Raw genomic sequence first — 17,726 nt, 5'->3', positions numbered from 1 at the left:
TACTGAGCCGAATGCCGTAAGGCATCGGGTACCACGCGTGACACCCGGCCGCTCACGCGACTCGGCTCACTCGATCGACTGGGCGATCATCGCTGCTTGAGCATGACAACCACGTGCTATCCGTACGATGGCAACCTTGTCAGCAGGCTTTGCAGGAACGCTGAGAGCGACTCCGCAGTGGCGAAGCTTTCGCTACGGCAGACGATATACAGCACGAAGGCGATGTAGATTGCGAGTAGGAGGAGTGCTTTGCCGCGTCCCATCTCCACGTAGGGCACACCTTCTGCTGTGGTGCCGCGCCGGCCGACGTAGTAAATGAAAAAGCTGATGATAGTCAGTGCCAAGAGCAACAGTCGCAGCTCTCCACTTTCGGCCGCAATCTCCGCTGACATCTCGATCGGTCCATGGATCAGTGTGAACAGAAACAGCGGGAAGCCGAGAGCGAAACAGATATCGAAGATATTGCTGCCCAGTGCGTTGGCGACTGCATCGTCGTAGTCGCCATCGCGCGCATCGCGAATCGACATCACCAAGTCCGGGACGCTCGTGGCCATTGACGCGAAAATGACCGCGACAAACATGGGCGGCATGCCCAGCCCCGTTAGTTCGGTACCAAAGAGCGTGTAGTGAGGGGATTCCACGCTGCCAGTGCCCAGCCACTCGCAGGCCTCGACGAGTAGCCAACAGGCCGCGCCAATGATCGCCGTGGATGACAAAAGCAACGGCCACCCGTTCCACGTTTCGTTGGCAATCTGTTGACGTTGTTTACTGCGGACAAACAGGCGCTCTAAATCGAGCAGCGGCCCGAGCGACAGCCAGTAGAACAAACTGCCCATCAGCCCACGCGGCCCCTCATCGGCTTCGTCGTCGATTGGCTCGTCGTCTTTCTTCGGTCCAGTTTCCTTCTTCATCGATAGCAACATGAAACCAAAATAGGCAACGTACAAACCGATCAACACCAATCCCTGCCACCAATGGAGTTGCTCGCCGTTGATGAGCAAGATCAAGACGAACTCGCAGAAGATTAGCGACAATCCGTCACGCAGCAGCACCTTCGTCGAGACTTGGACCGTCGCCACCTTGACACCCATGATCACTGACCCGATGACGGTCAAGATACATGCGGCTGGAATGATCATCCCGTTGAACATGGCGCTGCCGGCAGTCGTCCCAATGCCGATTGCAAACCCATCTCGATCGGACAACACGAACAGAGCGATCAGCGTGGTGCACAATTCAGGTACGGAGCTGGAGATCGCGTTGATCGTACCACCCCGTACCCCTTCAGACATGTTGCGACCGATATACTTCGACGCAACCTCAAACCCATCGCAGGCTCGCCAAATCAACAGGCACGTGAAGGAAATCAATATCAGCGGAATCAAAATACCCATGGAAATCCAAAAACGCGACGGATACGGCGGCACCAAGTTGGCGTGGGATGACAAGTTACCAGCCTGCTGGAAGCTGTCAATTCAGATCGCCCTGCGGTGTTTAGCCACAATCGCATCAAGGGCCAACGTCGAGTTGCGCGAACAAACAGGTGACAAATTCTCGCGTCGCTAGTGCCGCGAGACGGTGGGGGCCCACGCTTTGGCGAGCGTACCTACGTCGGCTCTTCTAACCGCGATGCTCACTGGTGTCGTATCAGGGCTCGCGAAATCAAAATGCTCTTGAGATACCTCGCAGGGATCGTTTCTGCGGGATTGCGAACCCTGACGCCCGGTCGGTATTCTCACCGAGTGCTGTTTGTTAACGAGCATGTCAGATAATCGGCGAATGGAGGATCTGGTCGCGATATGTCAGTTCCTACGCTACGATTGAGCCCAAACGACTCCGCGCCGCTGAACAAGTCTCCAGCCTGATGCTGCCTCGCCCCTCGTCCGAATCACCCTTGCGACGCATCCTGCGGGGGGCTGCGGTACTGAGCGTGATCTTTGTCGTCTCAGTGATCGGTTACCGATTGCTTGGCGACTATTCGTGGACCGAGTCGCTGTGGATCGTGGTGATCACCATCTCCACGGTTGGATACGGCGAGCACAGCTCGCTGCCGCCACGGGTTCAGATGTGGACCGTCTTGGTCATTTTGATGGGGATTTCGGCCGCGGTATACACCATTGGTGGTTTCATTCAGCTGATGTTGGCGGGCGAATTGAACCGACTTTTAGGGGATCGAAGAATGAGCCAAGAACTGGAACACATGAGCCGGCACGTGATCATTTGCGGCTTTGGTCGGATGGGCAGCACTTTGGCCGAGGATCTTCGGCATCAAGGGCGCCCCGTCGTGATCATTGACACGGATGTCATACTCAACGAGGGGTTGCAGACCATGGGATTTGTCAGCGTGCATGGCGATGCGACGGATGACGATGTCCTGCGGCGAGCGGGCATCGAGCGCGCATCAACGCTGATTACCGTATTGCCCAGCGACGCGGAAAATGTCTTCATTACATTGACGGCACGCAATCTCAATTCAAAACTGCAGATCGTTGCTCGTGCCGAGCAGCCGTCGACGGAGTCAAAACTACGTCAAGCGGGAGCGAATCGCGTGGTCATGCCGACCGTCCTGAGCGCGCAGCGGATCTCACGCATGGTCACGCGCCCCGCCACGGCAGAGCTGATTGACTTGGTCACCGAAGCGGACCTCGAAGACGTTGAGTTAGACGAGATTTCTCTCGCGCCCGGAACGCCGTTTATCGGTACTACGATCGCCGATCTTGATATTCACCGGAACTTCAATTTGCTACCGGTCGCGATCAAGTCGAGCGATGGTCAGTTGATGTTCAACCCGAATGCGTCCTACTGCCTCGACGATGCCGACATCATTCTTGTCATGGGGCACCACCGAGACATCGCAGCATTCCGCAAAAGCCTTCTTTAGCGAGCTCCGATCAAGACTTGCCATTGAACCGGAGTCGACCAATCGAAGGGGCGGAATTTCAACTGAAATTCCGGAACCCCACCACGTTCAGGGCCGACGGCCATGAACGGATATGCTCGGGACGTTGGTCCTGTCTACTTATCAGCAGCGAGTAACGCTTTAGCGGCTTGCTCGACAAGCTTCGATTCGGATGGGCTGATCGAACTCAGCAGAGGCGAAATTGGGCCGACATTGGCGATACCCGCGAGACTGACGGCTTCATGGAGGACGCGAATGGGGTTGATGTTGTTGCGTAAATCCTCCAGGCCACAGAATTGCTTGCGGATCACTTCTGCTTCCTCGTACTGTTCTGCTTGGATCGCGTGCAGCATCTTCATGCTCAAGGAGGGAGCGACGCAAATGCATCCAGAGGTGAATCCGGTCAAACCGAAATCACGCATGTGGATAATAGCCGGCTGTTCGCCGATCCCGCTGACAATCAGATCTGGGCCGACCGCATCGAGGATCTCACGCAGGTAAGGATCATCGGTGCTGTCTTCGCGAACCACAGCGTACTTGATCGCCGAAACCAGTCCATCGTCCATGAGACTTCGGACTTGAGCGGGCTCCATATAGCGGTCGTGTTTGATGTATAGCACGATCGGCTTGCCAAACGCTTCGGCAAACTTCCGGATTCCAGTGGTGATCCCGGCCGCCGTCGCGATTGCCACTTGAGGCAGAACCATGACAGTGGGGTAGTCAAAATCACGGAGGATCTGTGCTTGATCCATCATCGTCCCGTAGGCCGGGCCGACGGACGGGATCACTGTCGTGTTCTCGCTGGAAACTTCAGCCAACATTTCGAGTAGCCCGGCGTACTCACTCAGCGCGACGTGGTAGAGCACCGCGTTGCCACCGTAGAGCAGCGTCGTGACACCGCCCTGCTCGAGAAACTTGACCATGCGTTGATTCTCGGCACGGTCGATCGCGTGGTCGGCGTCACGTGCCAATGGGGGAACCGCGATGACGGAGCTCGCCAAGAGTTCTTTGGTGATCGATTGTGTGTTCATGTTAGAAAATATCCGGTTCAGGTGTTGGTTTACCGTGTTGAAGGAAGTCGAAATCACAACCGTCGTGTGCCTGGGTGACGTGTTTGCAAAACAGTTGCCCGTAGCCGCGTTCGTAGTAGACCTCTGGAGGCGTCCAGGCGGCACGGCGGCGAGCCAGTTCGTCGTCATCGACCAACAGATCGAGACGTCGCTCATTGACATTCAGGTGGATCGGGTCGCCAGTTTGGACAAGCGCCAACGGGCCACCGAGGTGTGATTCGGGTGAGATGTGCAGAATACACATGCCGTAGCTCGTGCCGCTCATCCGGGAATCGGAAATTCGCACGAGATCCCGCACCCCAGCTTTGAGCAAGCGGTCGGGAATAGGCAGCATGCCCCATTCAGGAAATCCGGGGGCACCGAGTGGGCCCGCACTGCGAAGGACGAGAACCGAGTCGGCGGTGATGTCGAGGCTCTCGTCATTCAAACGGGCTTTCATGTCCGCGTAGTTCTCGAAGACGACTGCCGAGCCGGTATGATCGAACAGGCGGGGATCGGCCGCGGACGGTTTCACGACGCAGCCGTGAGGCGCCAAGTTACCTCGTAATATGAACGTGCCGCCCGCGCTCGATACGGGCCGTTCGAGCGTGCGAATGACTTCGTCGTCGTGTACCTCCGCATCAGCGAGATTCTCACCGAGCGTTCGCCCGCTGACCGTGCTGCAGTCAGTATCGAGCAAGCTCTCGATTTGTTTCATCAGTGCGGTCAAGCCACCCGCGTTATAAAAGTCTTCCATTAGGTACTTGTCGCCGGACGGCCGTACATTCGCGACGACGGGCGTGGATCGTGAAAGCTCGTCGAAGCGATCGAGAGTTAGTGGGATACCGGCCCGCCGGGCCATGGCGATGACATGGATGATCGCGTTGGTCGATCCGCCGATCGCCATGTCGGTAATGATGGCATTGTCGAACGAAGCCGCAGTGAGAATATCAGAAGGCTTCAGGTTCTCCCACGCCATCTCGACGATGCGACGTCCGTATTGGGTCGCCAGACGCGAATGTTCGGACAATACCGCCGGTACCGAGGACGCCCCCGGTAGTGACATTCCCATCGCTTCGGCGATCGCGGTCATCGTCGACGCCGTGCCCATCGTCATGCAGTGCCCCGGTGACCGGGCAATGGAATTTTCAATTTGACACCAGGATTGATCGCACAGGTTTCCGGCCCGCCGCTCGGCCCAATACTTCCATGCATCGCTACCGCTGCCGAGTGTTTCCTTTTTCCATTTCGCATTGAGCATCGGTCCGGCGGGAAAGAACATTGTCGGCAAATCGGCGCTGATCGCGCCCATCAACAACGCGGGCGTCGTCTTGTCGCATCCGCCCATGAGGATCGCCGCGTCGATCGGATGGCAACGCAGCACCTCTTCCGTCTCCATCGCGAGCAGGTTGCGATAGAGCATCGTCGTCGGCTTCATCAACATCTCGCCGAGTGACATCATCGGCACTTCGACGGGGAAGCCCCCCGCCTGCCAGACACCTCGTTTTATTTCTTCGGCGCGTTGCCGCAAGTGCGAGTGGCATGTGTTAAGATCACTCCACGTGTTGAGAATCCCGATGACGGGTTTTCCCATGTAATCGTCATCGGCCAGCCCCATTCCTTTGAGTCGTGAACGATGCCCGAATGAGCGCAGGTCGTCAGGCCCAAACCAGCGGTGGCTGCGTAAGTTCGTGGGATCACGTTCAGCAGGATCGGGTGAGTGGGGAGGTGGTGTTGGCATGGATATGAATTTTTACTTAGAACGATGACTGCGCGATACAACTGATGCCTCCGCTCCTGATTCTCTTCGTTGGCATGATCGTCGTTTTGACGGGAATCGTGTTTTTCCGTTGGCACGCGTTTTTATCGCTGATTGCGGCGGCTCTTGCAATCGCGCTGCTGACGTCGCCTGCGACGCTCATGCGTCACGAAATAAGGCAAGCAGCGATCGTTATCGACGCCAACGATCTGGCGGCGGGTACGATGACCCCCGAAGCAATCCGCGAAAAGGAGCTCTCGCCAGGATCCTACCAGATCCTCCGCGCACCATCGATCGCGGGAGATACAGAAAGCCAGCAAGCCGATCCCGTCGGGGTCCTCCGGGTGGGGACAAACGCGACTGGCGAGGATGTGTCGGTCGCGGTTTCCAATTCGACGGCGTTGGAACCAGGCGATCGACTTGTCTCCAGTCGCCAATGGAATCAAATTTCGGAGTTTGGACGTCGCAGCGTGGGCTCACGTGTTGCCGATGGGTTCGGTGATACCTGCCGCAAAATCGGTATTCTCATTGCGATGGCTGCGATCATTGGCCACTGTCTGTTGGTCAGTGGCGGTGCCCAACGGATCATCGACGCGGCTTGCTCGCTGCTAGGCGATTCGCGGACATCGATCGGGTTTGTCATCAGCGGCTTCGTGCTGGCGATCCCGGTGTACTTTGACACCGTTTTCTATCTGATGATCCCATTGGCCAAGGCACTCTACCGGCGGACGGGAAAGAACTATTTGTTGTACGTCATGTCCGTCGTCGTCGGCGCCACCATGGCACATTCGTTAGTGCCGCCGACACCGGGGCCGCTACTCGTTGCCAGCGAGTTGAACCTTGATCTCGGGGTCGCGTTGAAGGCTGGACTGCTCGTGGGCGTGATCTGCGCCGTCGTCGGCTACGCGTACGCTATGGCGATCAATCGGCGCTGGACGGTGGTACCGGAATTGGATTCCAACTCGATTCAACCGCTCTCTGCGGACGATTCACCAGATCATGTGTCCGCGGCAGCGCCGTTGCCGCCGTTGTGGTTGTCGCTCTTGCCTGTGTTATTGCCATTGGTATTGCTGGCCAGCGGCGCGAATTGGCAGGCCCTGGGCGTTTCATCTCCCGCAGAGGGTTCGGCCGTCGGTGTCTCGTGGACTGCGGCCGCCATTGACTTCGCGTCTGACAAAAATATCGCGTTGACATTGTCCGCGGCCGTTGCGTTGATGCTGCTGGCGTGGTCCCCGCGGCGCGACGGGGTGTCGCTGGCCAACCATGTCCAGAAAGCATTGTCGGATGCGGGGTCGATCATTCTCATCACCGCCGCGGGCGGCGCGCTCGGTCAGGTCATCCGGGAAACCGGGATCGCAGACGTATTGGTCGACGAGATGCCGCCGCAAGGATCCGGGTTGATGATTTTGTGCGTCGCGTTTTTTGTCACGGTCCTGATCCGATTTGTGCAAGGGTCCGCGACGGTGGCAATGATCACGTCTGTCGCGATCGTCGGCCCGATGGCAACGACGATGACGTTACCGTTTCACCCGGTCTACCTGTTCTTGGCGATTGGGTGCGGGTCGAAACCACTGCCGTGGATGAACGATAGCGGTTTTTGGGTAATCGGACGGTTGAGCGGTATGACGCCCAAAGAGACTTTGAAGACTTTCTCGGCCACGCTGACGGTGATGGGATTGGCTGGGTTTATTGTCACGTTAATCGGGGCAACGTTCTGGCCGATGGTGCCATGATATCGGCAGCGGTGTGCCCATCGGTTGTTCAGTGGCGGTCAGCGATACTCAATAAAGTGTGCAGCATCAGGTTCGCACCCGCTTCGATATCTGACCACGCCGTCCACTCGGCGGGTGAATGACTTTGGCCTCCCTTGCTGGGGACAAATATCATGCCGACAGGAACCATCCGACCCATGATTTGGGCATCGTGCGCGGCACCGCTATGCATGCGATTCGCATCGAGTCCGAGTCGCTCACTCTGACGCATCAGTTCCTCGACGAGATCGCTGCCACACTGGACCGGTTTCAAATAGCTTTTCTGCTGAAATTCGAACATCAATCCGCGCCGGCGCGCGATCGCAGAGAGGGCTTTGCGAAACGAGGCAGCGAGCTCGGCGAGGATATCTTCGGACGTGTCGCGGACGTCCAATGAAAATTCGACGAGGCCCGGCACCGTGTTCGCGGCCCCTGGCAAAATCTGAGCCTTGCCAATTGTCGCTCGACTGCGGAGCGAACCGTTCTCGTCCAAGATCCGAGGTACTTCATGAGCAAAATCAGCTAGCCCCATGAAGGCGTCTTTACGCATTTCCATTGGCGTCGTTCCCGCGTGATTGGCTTCGCCTCGAAACCAAACCGACCAAGTAAACAGGCCTGTGATCTCGTCGACGATCCCAATCGGCTTCTTGAGATGATCGAGCACCGGACCTTGCTCGATATGCAATTCCAGGTACCCCTGAATCGACTCGGGGTCACGTGCGGCATCGAGTGCTGCGAGCGGATCGTAGCCGTGTCGACTCATCTCGTCGGCTAGCTTCACACCATCGAGATCACTCATCGTTGCGAGCAGTTCGGGATTGATCAATCCGCACACCGATTGGGAGCCGAACATGCCTCCAAACCGCCCTTCCTCGTCGCTGAATGCGATCAGCTCGATCGCTCTTCGCAGCGAAGCGTTTTCCTCGTTAAGTCGCCGCAGGCACTCCAGACCAACGACGACACCGAGAGTCCCGTCGAGTGCTCCGGCGCAGGGCACGGTATCGATGTGTGAGCCAACTAAGATCCGTGGGGCGTCCGTCGTGCCCGCATAGGTTGCCGTGACATTAGCGGCACCATCCATCGCGGCAGCCAACCCGGCAGTTTCGATTTGCTCAGTTAGCCAGCGTTTCCCCTCGATGTCCGCGTCGGTGAACGCCATCCGATAGATACCGCGATCGTCGGCGTTTCGCCCAATCTCGGCCAACGTCAGAATGTCCGTTTTAATTCGCTCCAGGTTGACTCGCATCTCAATCCACCGCGGGTAGGGGTTGGCCTTCCACGTACTGACCGTGCAGCATGTGTAGCTGCAGTACATGATTGATAATGATGTCATTGCGGCGGGCGATGGTGCCGTCGGTCTCCCGCCACGCATCATTGATAAACCGGACAAGACAATCATGATCAAAGAATCCAAGTTCCGCGACCCGCTGCGGAGTCAACCAGTGATCGATCATCTCTTGCACCGCCGCCCGTTTGACCGGGTCGGTGTGTGCCGGTGGTGCCATGAACGCGAACTTCTTGCGTTCGTATAACTCACGTGGCAGCACGTTGATCATCGCTTCCCGCAGCACCCATTTTTCCACACCACCTCGAATGCGAATCTCCGGGGGGATCGTGGTCGCATACTCGGCGAGATGGTGATCCAAGAACGCTGGTCGCGCCTCCATCGAATTGGCCATATCCATGCGGTCGCCGCCCCACGTCAATATTTGGCCCTCGAGCATCGTCTTGCTCCACGTGTATTGCGAGATATCGAGACGGTGTCGACCTCGAACGGCGGCCGGATCGATCGCACCGGCAATCTCAGCAACAGGATCGTACTGGTTGAGTAAATCCTGCATGCTGTTCGACAGGAGCGGTGAGAATCGTTGCAGCACCAGCATCCAGGGTTGCAGCCACGATGGCGTGAACCCGCATAGGTCTTGCCATGCCGCATGCTGTTGATCTTCTTCGGCTAAAATCGCGCCGGCGAATACGCCTGCTTCCTCGCCGTCGCGGCCGAGCCAATCGCGTTTGAAGAAGGGATAGCCGCCGAACAACTCATCACTGCCCTCGCCCGTGATCACCGCTTTGTAGTTACACGCCCGGACGCGGCGACTCATGTGCCATTTCGCAACGGCAAGCGTGTTGTAAAAAGTACGCTCGGCATGCCACGTCGCCCGTTCAAAGGCGGGCCCGTAAAGCTCCTTTTCGGTCAGGCGCAGCAGTTCCTGTTCGGCGCCCGTACGGTCGGCCATCAATTTGGCAATGCTCGATTCGTCGTACTCGTCGTTGTCGAAAGCGATCGTGAACGCTTTGACCGGTGACTGCATCAACGTCGTCGCCAGCCCCAGAATGGAACAACTGTCGATTCCTCCGGAGAGATAGCATCCGACGGGCACATCGGCTTCGAGACGCGTGGCAACCGCGTCGATCAGCCGATCCTGCACGCCTTGGACATACTCGGCTGGATCGGGGTTAGGGTCATGCGAATCGGGAAATGTAAAGTCCCACCAACGCTGGGTGTCAATCTCCAGTCGCCCGTCGCGTAACTGGGCAACGAGCATGTGCCCCGGTTGCAGCGCGTCGACGCCCTCGAATGCCGTCGAGCCGGGCACCATCACCTGCATCATCTGATGGATCGCGGCTTTGGGACAGAGTCGCGCAGGGACATCGGGATGTTGCAGGATTGATTTGACCTCCGACCCCCAGACAATCCCATTGTCGCCGGCGGCATAGTACAAAGGTTTGATCCCAAACCGATCGCGAATCAAGATCAGCCGCTGCTCGCGGTGATCGTAGAGCACAATCGCAAACTCGCCACGCAGGTGCTCCACCATGCCCAACCCATACTTGAGATAGAGGGGCAGCGTGATTGCACTATCGCTCTTTCCGTTGCACTCCAGGCTCTCGCACGCCAGTTGGGTGCGAATGCGTTTGTAGTTGTAGAGTTCGCCATTGACCGTGACGGCGTAGTCTCCGTCGTTGGTCGATATCGGCTGATGGCCACAATCCAAGCCGATAATCGATAGCCGCGTATGCCCAAGGGCCAGCCCCTGGTCGACGAACAATCGGCTGCCACGTTCGTCAGGACCGCGGTGATCGAGTACATCGAGCATGCGGTCGAGCGTGGAGCGGAGTTCCCGTTCACTTTTTCGTCGTGGGTTCCAGAACCCGGTGATGCCACACATAGGAAGACTAAGATGGGGGGAGAGGGGAAGAAAGTGGCCGAACGCTCCGCGGTCGGATGCTTCGATCGCAGAACGCTCGACCACCCATTCAAACAGTGATTTTCCGCTCGCTCTTTACGACTTGTTAATGCCAGTGATGCGATCGAGGCGGTCGAGCACGGAGGTCAGCAGCGCCTGGCGAACGAACACGGCACCGGCGGCTTGGGCGAAGTACAGGTTGTGATCCGTACCATCCAACTCGATCGAGAGTTCCTTGTTGCGAGCGAGTGGATGCAGGATCACTGCTCCTGGCTTGAGATTACTGCTGCAATCCAGTTGGTAACGCGCGTCGAGGTTTCGGTAGCTGTCGCCCAAGAACGCGATCGAATTGACGTAGACGACGTCGAGATGCGGTAACACATCCTGCACGTCATTGGTGATGTCGATCGGAATCGGTGATTCCTCAATCGGTTCGGTCAAATCCAATCCCACCGGATCGGCGAGTTCAGAGATGATCGTGATCTTCTTGACCGACCCCTCGAACATCAGCGCGAGTCGCAAGAAGCTCTTGACGGCGCGCATCGAACCTGGCGTGCCAATGATCCCGATATGAATTTGTTGATTGGAGGGGCAGATGACGCGTGACAAATCCGGACGCCATTTCAGCAACGCGTACCAATCAATCAGTGCCTGAGTGGGGTGATGTCCCGACCCGTTGCCAGCGTTGATCAACGGGCGATGCAAGTTCTTGCTGATCTCCTCGATCGAGTTGGTATCGGGATGCCGCATGATGATGACATCGCCATAGGTGTTGAACATCTCACCGATGTCCGCAATCGATTCTCCTTTGGCGATACCGGTGACTTGTCCGTCCGGCACCGACAGGACTTTTCCATCGAGACGCAGGACCGCGCTTTCAAACGACAGTCGCGTCCGCGTGCTGGCCTCAAAGAACGCTGTGATCGCAATCTTGCCGTCGAGCGGTTTGTCCATCTCAACGTTTCGCGATTCCAATACCGCCGCGAGCTGGGCGATTGCAGTGACGGACCGTCGGTCCAATTGCCGTGGATTCAGAATCGACTTTCCAGCCAAATCCGCGAGAGCCTCACGATCGACAACACCGTTGGTAACCGCCAAGAGTGGCTCAGGCCACAATCGCGGGCCCTTCGAATTGGCCGCCATTTCAGTCTTACTCACCATATCTGCTTATCTCGGGTATCAATCACCAGGAATACGATCAGCGTGATGATGCCCACACAAGTCAGCACCAAACCACCGATCACGAGAAACTGAAGCAACCATAGCGGAAACATGGGTCTAGGCCCCCGCCGAAGAAAGAGTCACGCCGTCATGATCAATATCGTCCTCAGGACGCGCAACAGGTTCGGACAACAACTCAAAATTGAAGTCGTGTGGCTGCAGCCAAACCAGAATGGCGAACACGATCCCAGAAACCGCCGCGCCAACGAGTGAGGCAACCATCCATCCGATGGCGAAGTAGGCCACCAGCCCAATCAGGCTGCCCGAGACCATCGCAGCGGCCGCGGCAATGGGGCCGGGACGTTGGTAGTAGAGCCCACCCACGATCGGCCAGATGCAGCTGCCAACGAGCGGTCCGGCGAAGAATAAAACGGTCGCCAGGTCGGACACATTGGGAAACGCCACCGCCCATGCCAGTGCTCCGAGTATGACAATGCTCACGCCTGACCAGCGACGCTTTTGTTGCTGGCTCGCCCCGCTAGGCAACAGCGGCTCGGCGATATCATTGACAATCAAATCCGAGGTCGCCGCCAGTAGCGAGTCGATGCTCGACGCCAGCGAACAGAACACGACGATGAATACGAGCACCGCCCCGACATCACCGAGCAACGTCGCGGCTACCAAGGGGCCGACCGTGTCCGGTTGACTGATTCCGATCCCGAGTGCGGGTGCCGCCAGCCCCAGAAAGCCAGCGACAATGGGAATCGGCAGCCACAGCAATCCGCCCAGTACATAGGCTCTCGGACCCACGCCCTCACGCATCGCGAACGCCCGGCTCCACCATACGTTCGAGTGAAAAATTTCGCCGAAGCCAAACAGCATATTGTTAAAAATCGCCATCAACGCCGCAGGGAAAAAGATCGACAACAGCATCGGACGATCGGCCGCCAACTTTTCGTGCACGTCCGCAATTTGGACCTGGGTCAGAACGGCAACGGTGACCACAACGAGCCCAATCAGAATGATCAAGCTCTGGATGAAATCGGTGCCGATGACAGCATACATGCCACCGAAAAGCGTGTAGGCAACACACACCGTGATCACGACGGTCATGCCGACTTCGTAGGGAATTCCAGCGAGCACTTCCAACAGCTTCCCACCCGCCATCGACATCGAGATCAACCAAGTGATCGCATAGAACAGCGAGATCAACAGGAAGGGAACCGTGGCGATAGCGCCGTAACGTCGCCGCACAAATTCGACGGCCGTGTAACCTTCGGGCATTAATTGTCGAATCCGTCCGCTCATCGGTGCGAACGCAAACAAGCCGAAACTCGCGGTGCAGTAGGCGAGTGCCCCCCAGATACCGAGCTGCAACGCGAACTGGGGCGCGAGCATGGTGGTGTTTGAAGTGATCCATGTCGCCACAGCCGTCGCCGTGCCCAACGCGAGACCCACGTTACGCCCCGCAACCGCGAACCCCTCATAGGTGCTCGCTCGGCGGCCCCACCAAATTCCCAAGGCGATCCACAGCACACTGAAAAGTGCGAGCATCACGTATCCCGCTGTCGGCGAGAGGATCGGGGTACTGCCGAGCATCCCATTGGCGTGATGCGCGGTCAGGTCGCAATACGCAGTCATCAAGTCGGTGCTCCCTCGCTGCGGCGCATTCGTCGGCACCGGAACGCGCCGTGCGAAATCACACCAACCAGAACTAGAAAGACGATCAATCCGATCGTGAAGAGCGACATCGCCTGTGTCATCGACCAGTGACGAACCAACACGACGGCGGGCTCGTTTGCATGCAGCAAAACATCCCCTCCGGTCGCCACTACGGAAACGTCAAATTGATAGTCGCCATTGGGTAACCCAGACACGAATGCCATGGGGAGAGTGCCTCGATAGTAGACCGTCCCTTGCCCGTCACGAAGGACGTAGCCTGCCTCCGTACCAATCTTGTCGAGGACATCGTTCCACGCCAGTGAAACGTAGCCCTCCCGCGCATCAGGAAACTCAGTCTGCGCGAATGCGATTGCAGGCACGTCGGGTGGCTCAACCGACGGATCTTTCGCGTCGACAGGCACCGCCTGAAGCAAAAGAAAAAACGTTAGACCGAGTATTAGCGGTCGCATCAAAACGTTGTGAAAAATTCACCGCCCAGCGTCTGGGCCGCAAAAACCACGTGCCTTTGTGATAGGTAAAAGTGGATTTCGACCGCCGGCGAGATCCGTAAATGAAAACAGGTGAATTCGTCGTAGCAACAAACTAACACGATCCCCGCCGTCGCGAAACCGCATCGACACGATTGCTTCGCTGCTTGCCTCTCCCGTCATTGTCACCGAATCGCCCCGCCGATCCGACCCCGGGAAGGAATTCGTATCCCTTCGTAGACATCGTCGCCAGACTGTGGGGAATGCAATCGCTCCGTAGCCACTGTCGCCAGACGCCCGAGAATCCGCGCGACCGTTTCATCCGATTTGAAGTGCCGATCCAAAGCGACAGTCCCACGAGTCCGATTCATCAGATGCAGATACGTCATCGTTGCCGAGACATCGGCGTAGTCCATCAGTTCTTGGACCGTTCGCGACGTTTCACCAACGCCAACTCGGATCGCTCAATTGGGAGCGTGAAGCCGACTTGGCACTAGGACACGTCGACGCGTCCAGGTGTGTGCTCGTCGGCGGACGAGGAAGCTGATACGTCTGGATGAGGTGGTACGTGAATCGTCGACCTGAAATCCATCGCCGCCTCTGGACGGCAGCCTACGTGACTGAATTATGCGAGTTGGAAACTCGAAACGCACACTGGAAGGTAGAAAGGAAATCTAGATGCAATGGCGACAACTGATTCAGACGCGCGCTCGCGGCCTGAAAGCTCGTTCAAGACACTGCCGACTCGTCTCTGCTAGAATCACGCTGACGAATCAGTCGTCCGGATTGCACATCCAGCACCGCCCAATGTATTGACCAAGTTCAGTGCACGATCGATTCGCATTTCAGGCGAGCAGCCCAGCCGAGTCGGTGAAGCTCTTCTTACGCGTGACATGCGGATCGCTCGCAATTCGTTTTGTTATTTCGTTATCCCAATGGAGCAACTTTTGTCTGCGCAAATCTGGAAGACTCCTGCGGGGCGAGATCGGTTGAACACTTGGTACGACAGGTTCGCATCGAAGGTTGAAACCGAGGTGACGGAACTGACCGTGCCAACGTCGATGGGGCCCTCTCACGTCTTGGCCTCAGGCCCCGAAGATGGCCGCCCCATCGTCTGCCTGCATAGCATGCGAACGGGAGCGTCATTCTTGCTTTCGGAACTCCCTACTCTGGCGAAACGGTTTCGTCTCTACGCACCCGATATTCCGGGACAGTCCATTCGCGGTCCGGAGGTGAAGCTACCGTTGAACGACGACTCGTACGCCAATTGGCTGATCGAAGTAATGGACGGACTCGATCTGCCGAACGTCAACCTTTTCGGCGTCAGCTGGGGAGGGTTTATCGCGCGGCTCACTGCGTCGAAAGCGCCGGAGCGTGTATCCACACTGTCGCTGATGGTGCCAGCTGGTATTACCAACGGTTCCCATTTGACAGGCCTCGCAAAAATGGCGTTCCCAATGATCCGCCACACGCTTTGGCCGACTTCCAATAGCCTTCGATCGCTTTTGCGTCCGATCATGACAACTTGGGACTCTGACTGGGCGGATACGATTGCTTGCTCGCTCAAGGACATGAAGATGGATCCTAGATTGCCGCCACTGGCGACGGACAAAGACCTCCAACGACTCCGGATGCCGACACTTGTATTTGCAGGAACCGACGACATCTCGTTTCCTGGGGCAGCGGTGGTGGATCGCGTGAGTCGGCTTATTCCGAATGTTGAAACCGAGCTGATCGAAAACTGTAAGCACTGCCCGCCGACCACCGAAGACTTTCGGGTTTGGCTCGGTGACAGACTGTCCCGATTCATTGATGACGCGCCCATCCGGTGAGATAGCCAACAGAGGATGAGGGACAGAGCTTGACACCGAGGGACAGAGGATGAGGGACAGAGCATGACACCGAGGGGACAGAGAGGATGAGGGACAGAGCTTGACACCGAGGTATTTGACTTATCCCAACACGAGGTATAGCCTTCATTAGATGAGTTTGCCGGTTATCTTCCCTCGAGAGGTGTGAGATGGTTCGCTTGGCGCGGAGTGAAGTGTTTGATCCTGATGAGGTGGTCATCGGGCATGTCATTTCAAGGACATGCCGTCGCTGCTACCTCCTCGGAAACGATGAGTTTTCCGGGAAAAACTTCGATCACCGCAAGGTCTGGATCGAAGAGTACTTGCAGCAATTTGCCGCCTGTTTTGGGATCGACCTGCTGGCGTTCTCGATTCTTTCGAACCATTTTCATCTGATTTTAAGATCCCGGCCCGATGTGGTGGCGACTTGGAACGATGAAGAGGTGGCGCGGCGGTGGTTGATGCTCTGTCCCCATCGCCGGAAAGCGGATGGCTCCCCGATGACGCCATCGCAGCCCGAGATCAAATCGATTGCAGGGTGTCCCATTCGACGTGCCGAAATTCGCAAACGTTTGAGTAGTTTCAGTTGGTGGATGCGGTTGCTGTGCCAGCGTGTGGCAATGCGGGCAAATAGGGAGGAAGAGGAAAACGGGAGATTTTTCCAAGATCGGTACCGGGCGACCCGGTTGGCCGATGAGGCCTCGCTGCTGGCCTGCGCCGCCTACGTGGACTTGAACCCGATCCGGGCAGCGATCTGCGAGACGATCGAGCAGAGCGATCACACATCGGTACAAAGACGAATCGGTGCGTTGGCGGAAGCGGTACCCGAGGAGAATCCGGGGCGGGTAGAGGACGGTGGCGGTGGGGAGACTCGGGACGGGCGGAGTCGTCGGCCGACAATGCTGGGCGATGAGTTTCTGTCGCCGCTAACGATCGACGAGGCATCGGATCCAGTGGGTCCGTGTGCGAGCGAGTCGGGCAGACGGTGTAGCGACAAGGGATTCTTGGCGATGCCGCTGGAGAGATACCTGGAGCTGCTGGACTGGACGGCGAGACAGGTGGCCCCTGGCAAGAGTGGTTGCACGCCGAAGACGCTCTCACCGGTGCTGGTCCGCCTGGGGCTCGATGCGGAGACCTGGTGTGAAGTGGTCCGAGATTTCGGGAAGTTGTTCTGTAGCGTGGCCGGACGGCCTGAGTGCGTCGATTCGATGCGCTGTCATCGGACGCAGCGGCGGTATCATCTTCGCCGCCGAGCCCGCGAGTTGCTGACGGCCGCGGATTAGTTGCGACTTTCGATACCTCCGAAGTGGTGGTTGCGATGGCCCAGCGATGAAGGTGCGCGCCCGGTGGGCTACAAGTAGCCCCATTCCGCATCATTGGCGGCGTGAGAACGCCAAAACATGTTTGCAGTGCCAATCTGGGAGCGGCAAAACCTATCCGAATTTCATCGACCACGCAGATGAAATGCTCTGTCCCTCTTACTACTGGAGAGATACCTGGAGCTGCTGGACTGGACGGCGAGACAGGTGGCCCCTGGCAAGAGTGGTTGCACGCCGAAGACGCTCTCACCGGTGCTGGTCCGCCTGGGGCTCGATGCGGAGACCTGGTGTGAAGTGGTCCGAGATTTCGGGAAGTTGTTCTGTAGCGTGGCCGGACGGCCTGAGTGCGTCGATTCGATGCGCTGTCATCGGACGCAGCGGCGGTATCATCTGCGCCGCCGAGCCCGCGAGTTGCTGACGGCCGCGGATTAGTTGCGACTTTCGATGTCTCCGAAGTGGTGGTTGCGCTGGCCCAGCGATGAAGGTGCGCGCCCGGTGGGCTACAAGTAGCCCCATTCCGCATCATTGGCGGTGTGCGAACGCCAAAACACGTTCGCAGTGCCAATCTGGGAGCGGCAAAACCTATCCGAATTTCATCGA

Annotated in this window: 14 protein-coding genes; 5 read left to right on the top strand and 9 right to left on the bottom strand. The window is 57.6% G+C overall.

All coding sequences use genetic code 11. The features are described 5' to 3' along the window. Nucleotides 1-116 precede the first annotated feature (116 nt). Nucleotides 117-1,394: a sodium:calcium antiporter gene (locus tag SH410x_RS14480; protein ID WP_473677177.1), complete on the bottom strand. Its 1,278-nt coding sequence runs from the start codon at nt 1,392-1,394 to the stop codon at nt 117-119. 470 nt (nt 1,395-1,864) lie between these two features. Here SH410x_RS14480 and SH410x_RS14475 point away from each other — a divergent pair, with 470 nt between their 5' ends. After that, nucleotides 1,865-2,881 carry a potassium channel family protein gene (locus tag SH410x_RS14475; RefSeq protein WP_473677176.1) on the top strand — a complete coding sequence of 339 codons (1,017 nt, stop codon included), beginning with the start codon at nt 1,865-1,867 and terminating at the stop codon, nt 2,879-2,881. 134 nt (nt 2,882-3,015) lie between these two features. Here the strand turns inward: SH410x_RS14475 and SH410x_RS14470 are convergent, their stop codons facing one another. Both SH410x_RS14470 and araD read right to left on the bottom strand, forming a co-directional pair. Then, a complete protein-coding gene (locus tag SH410x_RS14470) occupies nt 3,016-3,930 on the bottom strand; it encodes a dihydrodipicolinate synthase family protein (RefSeq protein ID WP_473677175.1) in 915 nt (304 codons plus the stop codon). Between the two features lies 1 nt (nt 3,931). After that, nucleotides 3,932-5,689, bottom strand: coding sequence for an L-arabinonate dehydratase (araD, locus tag SH410x_RS14465; RefSeq protein ID WP_473677174.1), 1,758 nt, complete (start codon nt 5,687-5,689; stop codon nt 3,932-3,934). A 44-nt stretch (nt 5,690-5,733) separates the two neighbouring features. Between araD and SH410x_RS14460 the strand changes: the two genes are divergently transcribed. Then, nucleotides 5,734-7,440 (top strand): GntP family permease, encoded by a 1,707-nt coding sequence (locus tag SH410x_RS14460; RefSeq protein WP_473677173.1) that lies wholly within the window; start codon nt 5,734-5,736, stop codon nt 7,438-7,440. 28 nt (nt 7,441-7,468) lie between these two features. Here the strand turns inward: SH410x_RS14460 and SH410x_RS14455 are convergent, their stop codons facing one another. From SH410x_RS14455 to SH410x_RS14430, 6 genes are all read right to left on the bottom strand, one after another. Beyond that, nucleotides 7,469-8,704: a Zn-dependent hydrolase gene (locus SH410x_RS14455; RefSeq protein ID WP_473677172.1), complete on the bottom strand. Its 1,236-nt coding sequence runs from the start codon at nt 8,702-8,704 to the stop codon at nt 7,469-7,471. 1 nt (nt 8,705) lies between these two features. Next, entirely contained in the window at nt 8,706-10,628 is a 1,923-nt protein-coding gene (gene asnB / locus SH410x_RS14450; protein ID WP_473677171.1) for an asparagine synthase (glutamine-hydrolyzing), read from the bottom strand. Between the two features lie 114 nt (nt 10,629-10,742). Continuing rightward, nucleotides 10,743-11,789 carry an aspartate/ornithine carbamoyltransferase family protein gene (locus SH410x_RS14445; protein WP_473677313.1) on the bottom strand — a complete coding sequence of 349 codons (1,047 nt, stop codon included), beginning with the start codon at nt 11,787-11,789 and terminating at the stop codon, nt 10,743-10,745. Between the two features lie 135 nt (nt 11,790-11,924). Then, nucleotides 11,925-13,448, bottom strand: a complete 1,524-nt coding sequence (locus SH410x_RS14440; RefSeq protein WP_473677170.1) for a sodium:solute symporter family protein — start codon at nt 13,446-13,448, stop codon at nt 11,925-11,927. Continuing rightward, nucleotides 13,448-13,939: a hypothetical protein gene (locus tag SH410x_RS14435; RefSeq protein WP_473677169.1), complete on the bottom strand. Its 492-nt coding sequence runs from the start codon at nt 13,937-13,939 to the stop codon at nt 13,448-13,450. The genes SH410x_RS14440 and SH410x_RS14435 overlap by 1 nt, the downstream gene beginning before the upstream one ends. 203 nt (nt 13,940-14,142) lie before the next feature. Further along, nucleotides 14,143-14,373 (bottom strand): hypothetical protein, encoded by a 231-nt coding sequence (locus SH410x_RS14430; protein ID WP_473677168.1) that lies wholly within the window; start codon nt 14,371-14,373, stop codon nt 14,143-14,145. 531 nt (nt 14,374-14,904) lie between these two features. On the opposite strand from SH410x_RS14430, the gene SH410x_RS14425 reads away from it, so the two are divergent. From SH410x_RS14425 to SH410x_RS14415, 3 genes are all read left to right on the top strand, one after another. After that, nucleotides 14,905-15,789 (top strand): alpha/beta fold hydrolase, encoded by an 885-nt coding sequence (locus tag SH410x_RS14425; protein WP_473677167.1) that lies wholly within the window; start codon nt 14,905-14,907, stop codon nt 15,787-15,789. Between the two features lie 188 nt (nt 15,790-15,977). After that, nucleotides 15,978-17,090 carry a transposase gene (locus tag SH410x_RS14420; RefSeq protein ID WP_473677166.1) on the top strand — a complete coding sequence of 371 codons (1,113 nt, stop codon included), beginning with the start codon at nt 15,978-15,980 and terminating at the stop codon, nt 17,088-17,090. Nucleotides 17,091-17,333: 243 nt separating this feature from the next. After that, nucleotides 17,334-17,558, top strand: coding sequence for a hypothetical protein (locus tag SH410x_RS14415; protein WP_473677165.1), 225 nt, complete (start codon nt 17,334-17,336; stop codon nt 17,556-17,558). Nucleotides 17,559-17,726: the final 168 nt, after the last annotated feature.

It is taken from the genome of Rhodopirellula sp. SH410, from assembly GCF_055811895.1.
The sequence above is the reverse complement of the archived record's forward strand: the minus strand, read 5'-3'. Positions and strand labels throughout refer to the sequence as shown.

Coding starts and splice junctions, on each gene's coding strand:
- SH410x_RS14420 (WP_473677166.1), top strand. CDS start 15,978: ATGGTTCGCTTGGCGCGGAGTGAAGTGTTTGATCCTGATGAGGTGGTC.
- araD (WP_473677174.1), bottom strand. CDS start 5,689: ATGCCAACACCACCTCCCCACTCACCCGATCCTGCTGAACGTGATCCC.
- SH410x_RS14470 (WP_473677175.1), bottom strand. CDS start 3,930: ATGAACACACAATCGATCACCAAAGAACTCTTGGCGAGCTCCGTCATC.
- SH410x_RS14440 (WP_473677170.1), bottom strand. CDS start 13,448: ATGACTGCGTATTGCGACCTGACCGCGCATCACGCCAATGGGATGCTC.
- SH410x_RS14480 (WP_473677177.1), bottom strand. CDS start 1,394: ATGGGTATTTTGATTCCGCTGATATTGATTTCCTTCACGTGCCTGTTG.
- SH410x_RS14455 (WP_473677172.1), bottom strand. CDS start 8,704: ATGCGAGTCAACCTGGAGCGAATTAAAACGGACATTCTGACGTTGGCC.
- SH410x_RS14435 (WP_473677169.1), bottom strand. CDS start 13,939: ATGCGACCGCTAATACTCGGTCTAACGTTTTTTCTTTTGCTTCAGGCG.
- SH410x_RS14445 (WP_473677313.1), bottom strand. CDS start 11,789: ATGGCGGCCAATTCGAAGGGCCCGCGATTGTGGCCTGAGCCACTCTTG.
- asnB (WP_473677171.1), bottom strand. CDS start 10,628: ATGTGTGGCATCACCGGGTTCTGGAACCCACGACGAAAAAGTGAACGG.
- SH410x_RS14475 (WP_473677176.1), top strand. CDS start 1,865: ATGCTGCCTCGCCCCTCGTCCGAATCACCCTTGCGACGCATCCTGCGG.
- SH410x_RS14430 (WP_473677168.1), bottom strand. CDS start 14,373: ATGGACTACGCCGATGTCTCGGCAACGATGACGTATCTGCATCTGATG.
- SH410x_RS14460 (WP_473677173.1), top strand. CDS start 5,734: ATGCCTCCGCTCCTGATTCTCTTCGTTGGCATGATCGTCGTTTTGACG.